Annotated in this window: 5 protein-coding genes; 1 reads left to right on the top strand and 4 read right to left on the bottom strand. The window is 49.6% G+C overall.

The genetic code is table 11. The features are described from left to right. Nucleotides 1-62 precede the first annotated feature (62 nt). The 4 genes from nrdD to ACTHUE_RS09265 all read right to left on the bottom strand — a co-directional run bounded on the left by nrdD (nt 63) and on the right by ACTHUE_RS09265 (nt 5,409). The gene (gene nrdD / locus ACTHUE_RS09280) at nt 63-1,844 is read right to left on the bottom strand and encodes an anaerobic ribonucleoside-triphosphate reductase (protein ID WP_107810492.1); all 1,782 of its coding nucleotides are present in this window, start codon (nt 1,842-1,844) and stop codon (nt 63-65) included. Between the two features lie 117 nt (nt 1,845-1,961). Next, nucleotides 1,962-2,471, bottom strand: coding sequence for an anaerobic ribonucleoside-triphosphate reductase activating protein (gene nrdG, locus ACTHUE_RS09275; RefSeq protein ID WP_107810493.1), 510 nt, complete (start codon nt 2,469-2,471; stop codon nt 1,962-1,964). 287 nt (nt 2,472-2,758) lie between these two features. Further along, complete coding sequence (locus ACTHUE_RS09270) at nt 2,759-3,901, bottom strand: THUMP domain-containing class I SAM-dependent RNA methyltransferase (protein WP_070460823.1); 1,143 nt, start codon at nt 3,899-3,901, stop codon at nt 2,759-2,761. Nucleotides 3,902-4,017: 116 nt separating this feature from the next. Further along, a complete protein-coding gene (locus ACTHUE_RS09265; protein ID WP_070712691.1) occupies nt 4,018-5,409 on the bottom strand; it encodes a nucleobase:cation symporter-2 family protein in 1,392 nt (463 codons plus the stop codon). Nucleotides 5,410-5,745: 336 nt separating this feature from the next. On the opposite strand from ACTHUE_RS09265, the gene dapA reads away from it, so the two are divergent. After that, nucleotides 5,746-6,526: 4-hydroxy-tetrahydrodipicolinate synthase (dapA, locus tag ACTHUE_RS09260; RefSeq protein WP_440423333.1), on the top strand; the 781-nt coding region annotated here is incomplete at its 3' end.

Genomic DNA, 6,526 nt, shown 5'->3' with positions numbered 1-6,526 from the left:
ACTAAAGGCCGTCTGAAATTTCAGACGGCCTTTGCTTTTTTAAGTAATCCTTTTTTCAATGATTACGCCGCTTTACGGTGATAATGTCTGAGTGCGTGCTCTTTGCGACGACCGCTTGAGAAGGCGGATACGCGCTTCAGATAACCGATCACTCGAGTGCCGTAGTCAATATCGTGGCTGCCGCAAGCAGAACAGGCGTGCAGGGTGCGTTTGTCGATGTGGCCGCATTCGTTGCAGATGGTGATGCGCACGTTCACGCAGAAGTAGTTGCAGCCGGTTTGTGCGGCGATGTCCAGCAGCGAGCGGTAGCCGGATTCGGGCAGGGCTTCGTCGAGGTTTAGGTGCAGCGCGGAGCCGCCGTCGAGCCAGTCCACCAGTTCTTTACCGTGCAGCAGGAATTTGTCGAGCGCGTTGATTTCTTCGTCTTCGACGACGTAGAAATAGGAGTTGTAGCATTCGCGGCTGACTTGGTAGCCGTCGGCTTTGTCCCATTTGGCGTTTTTTACGCCGAGGTTTTCGGCGGGGACAAACTCGGTGTTGAACTTCACGCCGTAGTGTTTGCTGGCGGCTTGGTTGGCTTCGAATATGGTTTTCAGACGACCTTGGACAAAGTTAATGTAGTCGTCGTTGTAACCGACTTTGATGCCTTGCGATTCGGCGGCTTCCGCCATGCCGTTGATGCCGATGGTGAGGAACTGTTTGTCCAACGTAATGAAGCCTGCATCATAAACGGGCAGCATTCCGGCGGCTTGGTATTCTTCCATAAGTTTGCGGTAGGCGTATTGGTATTTGTGGATTTTGGCCACTTCGGCGGCAAGGTCGCGCCCGTCTTGTTCCAATCGGTTCATGTTAATGGTGATGACGTTGATGGAACCGGTCGCCACACCGCCCGCGCCGAGTGTGTAGCTGAAGGTGCGGTCTTCGATGGCGTTGCGCAGGCGGCAGCAGGAAGCCAAGGAGTCGGGATTGTCGGAAAGATAGACGAAGAAGGAATTGCCTTCCGCCAACTCTTTCGCCATTTCGTCGGCAAACACGGTGTCTTTGCATTTGCCGCCGTCGGTCAGCATCGCAGCGGTCACGACGGGGAAAGTCAAAACGGCTTTGGTGCGTTCCTGATTGAACCATTTGAGGAAGAAGTTTTGCAGCTTCGCCACGCTCGCCCACACCGGTTTGCTGAAATCGGGGAAGACGAAATCGCCGAACATCGCGTCGAAATAGTATTGATCGTAAACGGAAATATTCCAAAACACGCTCTGATAACCGCGCGCGGCGGCAGGCTGGTTGATGCTGTACACCACCTGCTGCATATGGTTGGCGATTTCTTTGCCGTGGGTTTCCAAATAATCGTCGCCGTAGTCCTTGCGGGCGAAGTAGTCGAAATAAGTCAGAAATTCCACCGTTGCCACCGCGCCGGCAAATTGCGCGCTGATGGCAAACACCAGGTTGATAAACGAACCGCAAAACGAAGCCAGATGTTGCGGTGCCTTAGATTCGCCGCCGAGTTTGCTTAAGCCGTCGAGCAGGAAGGGATACAGCGTAACCGACACACAATAAGGCTTGAGGCTGGTTTCGTCGTGTACATAAATCTCATGCGCCTCAATTTGGCGGATGTATTCGTCGGCGACGAATTGGTCGAAAATTTCGGCGATTTTACGCGATACTTGGGCGCGGTTAATCTGCACGAAAAAGTCTTTCATGATTTCCGCTTCCATCGTGGCGATGTTTTTCTGGGTAACATTGGCGTTGGCGTCCATTTTCGAGCCGTCCGCCGCGTTTTGCGCGCTGATGTAGTCGCGCATAAATTGTAGTTTTCCGTTTAACTGTTCGGGATGCAGCCGAATCATGTTAATTCTCCTGTATGGTTTGGATGATTTATCAAGCAATGACGGTCAGGCCGTCTGAAACATCGCTGTCAGCGAATACAATAAATTCAATTTAAATCAGTGCAATACAGCATTAAGCTAAATTGAAGCCACTGGAAAAACTTTAGGCGCAGGTTTGTCTTTGATAAACAAGCGGTTCAACACCTCGCCCGTGCGCAAATCGATAAACTTCTGATTGGTGGCCGGACTGTCTAAGCCGCCCAGCTCCATCTGCCAGCGGCCGGTTTTCAGATACGTCAAATAAGGCAGAATGCCGTCTGAGGCCGCCTCCAGCTCCTCACGCTCTAGGCCGGTGTACAAGCAGGCTTTCAAACCTTCCTGGGCAACAATGGCCAGCATTTTCTGCAAGGATTTCGGTTGCCATTCTCCGCCCATAAACAACACACAGCTGATTAATCCGCGATAGCGTTTCAGACGGCCTTTTAAATAATCCTCGGTCAATTCCGTGCCAATGCCCTCTTTCCATGTATCGGCACTATGGCAACCTTTACAACGCAGCGGACAACCTGAAAACAGAAATGCCAGCGACACTTCGCCCGGCACTTCCTGCCAGACAATTTGCTCAACTGTAAATTTCAAGCTACTCATTGCAATACCACAAAACACAATATATGGTGCGAATTAAAACACAAGACTACTAGATATGGTATTTTTATTTAACAATGCATTTTACTCATGTAATAGATTTTTATTATTTATATGATTGTCTATTACTATAAAATAGCAGTTTTAAACCAATAAAAAGGCCGTCTGAACACGATTCAGACGGCCTAAAATCAGAATACGTAAAGCAAACTCCGTTATAACAAAGACGGTTTTAACAAATCAAAAAAGGCCGTCTGAAATCATCTTTCAGACGGCCTCTATTTCAGGTTTTAGCCCCGATTCGAGCCTTTAACCATATCCATCAAAAACAATCGGCAATCCAAGTTGCCATTGAACAATGGAATTTTACGCTTCGGAGAAAGGCGCATAAATTTCGGCATATCGCGATCGCCGGTCAACATTCCGGCAAGCCAGCCTGCGTAATGCTGTTTCAACCATGTCCCCAGTTGCGGATAAAGCGCCTGTAAAGCCTGAATTTCGGCAAGGCGCACACCATAAGGCGGATTGGAAATCATAATGCCGTGTTCGCCGTTTGGTCGAGCGGTCTGCGCATCTTGCACGTCAAAGCGGATGAAATTATCCACTTCGGCGGCTTGAGCATTGGCCAATGCGGCACGAATCATATAACGGTCGTTGTCGCTGCCGGAAATGGGCGCGGCTGCCGGTTTGATTTGTTTTTCAGCTTCACGGCGCAAGGCTTGCCATTTTTCTTTGTCGAAGTTTTGCAGTTTTTCAAAACCGAAACGGCGCATCAAGCCCGGCGCACGGTGTGTCGCAATCCATGCTGCCTCAATGGCAATCGTACCGCTACCGCAAAACGGGTCTTGGAAAGGCTGCGTACCGTCGTAGCCTGCCAAAAGCAGCAAACCTGCCGCTAAGTTCTCTCTTAATGGCGCTTCGCCGGTATCCTGACGATAGCCGCGTTTGAAGAGTGCTTCGCCGGAAGTATCGATAAAGATTTCCACATTGCGCTCATCGATAAAGGCATGAATGCGGATATCGGGGTTGATTTTACCCACGCTCGGACGCGCATCATAAATATCGCGGAAGGCATCGCAGACGGCATCTTTGATTTTCAAACCGACAAAATCCAAGCTTTTCACATTAGCGCGCTTGCCTTCGACTTTGACTTTAAAGGTCTGCTCCAGCTTAAACCAACCTGTCCAATGGAGATTTCGTGCCAATTTGTAGATATCGTGTTCATTGCGATAACCACCTTTGGTCAAGCGCAGCAAAACACGGCTGGCAACGCGCGAATACAGGTTGATGCGATACACCTGCTCCATCGTGCCTTTACATGCCACACCGCCGTCAACAGCGCGGATATCCTGACATACCATATTTTCGAGTTCCTGCGTCAAAGGCACTTCCAAACCGCGAGGACAAGTGATAAAAAGTGAATAAACCGTCATATAAAACCTTTCCGGGTAGAGCTATCCGAACCACTCGGATAACAAATAAAAACAATATTATAGCCGAAAAACCAAAGGCCGTCTGAAACTTCAGACGGCCTTTGAATAAAGCTTGCTTAGTGATCCAAACTGTCGGTTTCAACCTTAACCGCTTTATCGGTTTTATCTTCCGGCAAAACCAAGTTCAACAATACCGCCATAATACCGCCTGCGGAAATTGAGTTTTGGAACAATACCGGCAGGTTTTTGAACACTTCCGGCTCAAACGCCACGCCCAAACCCAAACCGACAGAAGTAGCCGCGATGACCGCTTCACGACGGCGAATACCGTGGCTAACCAAAATCCGCACACCGGCAATCGCAATCAGACCAAACATCAACACCATCGCACCACCCAAAACCGGACTCGGAATCGTGGTAAACGCGCGGCCGATGACAGGGAACAAGCCCAACAATACCAAAATCGCCGCAATATATTTGCCCACATGACGCGAAGCCACGCCTGTCATTTGAATCACGCCGTTATTTTGCGCAAAAGTGGTCAAAGGCAAAGAGCCCAACGCAGTCGCAATCACAGACACCAAACCATCTGCCAATACGCCGCCGCGCAGGCGTTTGGTGTATTCCTCACCCTCAATCGGCTGCTCGGAGACCATTGCAGTCGCCGTCAAGTCGCCCACTGCTTCAAATACGCTCAACAAGAAAATCGCACCGGCAACGATAAACGCGTGCCAATCAAATGCGAAACCATATTTAAACGGAACAGGCAGGGTAATCAGCGGCAAGTTTTGCAGGGCAGAAAAATCTACTTTGCCCAAAAACAGCGCAACAATATAACCGACAATCAAACCCACCGCGATGCCGCTCATACGCAGCAATGGATTTTTCAAGCAGTTGAAAACCAATACAATCAGCAACACCAGCGACGCCAGCCCCAAGTTTTCCATCGAGCCGAACGTACCGTCTGCTTTCGCACCGAAGCCGCCGCCGAAATCGGTAATACCGACATGCACCAAGCTCAGGCCAATCAGCATGACGACCACGCCGCTTACAGTCGGCGTAATCACTTTTTTCAAATAAGGCAAAAGCCAAGCGGAGAAGCACACCAAAAACGCGCCGACAAAGGACACGCCCAGAAGCGTTGAAATCATCGCATCTTCAGTCAAGCCGCCCTCTTTCATACCGGTACCGAGTGCAATCATCACGGTAACAAAAGAGAAGTTGACCGACTGAATCGACAACATACCCGAACCGACCGGCCCGAAACGGTTGACCTGCAAATAAGTACCGACACCGGAAGCCACCATCGCCATCGACACCAAATAAGCCGTCATTTCAACCGGCAGCTCCAATGCCCCACCGACAATCAGTGCCGGAGTAATCATCGGAACAAAAATCGCTAGAAGGTGCGTAACCGCACTCAACAACGCATTCCCAAACGGCGGCTTATCTTCCAAACCATAAACCAAATCAAGCGGTTCCGCTTGTTTTTCAGTCATTCCGGCCATGTTGAACCTTCTCTCAAGAATCGTTAAAAAATATTAAGATGCGTATTTTAACCAATTTGAAATGTATCAGCAAATTCAAAACCATCAGGCCGTCTGAAAGCTCCGCCCAATCGTTTTCAGACGGCCTCAAACCGCCTTAACACATTTTAATTCTTGACATCATTTTTCCATCTTAAAACAAACAAACCAATGATTTAAAAATGTATTATTCATTAAGATAATGACAAGTCACGATTAAACGGCCCGGCCTCATAGCGGATATGTTTCACACAAACAACAAAGTAAGCTACAATCCGATGAATAATCCACCCACACCATAAAATTAAAGGTTTCCGTATGTTAAAAGGCAGTCTGGTTGCCCTGATTACTCCGATGAATCAAGACGGCAGCATCAACTACGAACAACTTCATGACTTAATCGACTGGCACATTGAAAACGGCACCGACGGCATCGTCGCAGTCGGTACCACCGGCGAGTCAGCCACCCTGCCTGTCGAAGAACATTTGGCCGTTATTGAAGCCACTGTCAAACACGTCAACAAGCGCGTTCCCGTTATCGCCGGCACAGGCGCCAACAATACTGTCGAAGCCATCGCCCTTTCCAAAGCAGCCGAGCAAGCCGGTGCGGACTACACCTTATCTGTTGTTCCCTACTACAACAAACCTTCGCAAGAAGGCATTTACCAACATTTCAAAGCCATCGCCGAAGCCACTTCGATTCCGATGATTATTTATAATGTTCCCGGCCGTACCGTCGTGAGCATGAGCAACGACACTATTTTGCGTTTGGCCGAGATTCCGAATATCGTCGGTGTGAAAGAAGCCAGCGGCAATATCGGCAACAACATCGAATTGATCAACAGCGTTCCTGAAGGTTTTGCCGTGTTCTCCGGCGATGACCCTACCGGCCTGCCTTTCATGCTGTGTGGCGGTCATGGCGTGGTAACCGTCGCAGCCAACGTTGCACCGAAACTCTTTGCCGATATGTGTCGAGCCGCCCTTGAGGGCGATATTGCGACCGCCCGTCGTCTAAACGAGCAACTTATCCCAATTTATAACACCATGTTCTGCGAGCCCAGCCCGGCCGCGCCCAAATGGGGCCTGAGCTTATTGGGCA

It is taken from the genome of Neisseria sp. P0021.S005 (assembly GCF_051956955.1).
The sequence above is the reverse complement of the archived record's forward strand: the minus strand, read 5'-3'. Positions and strand labels throughout refer to the sequence as shown.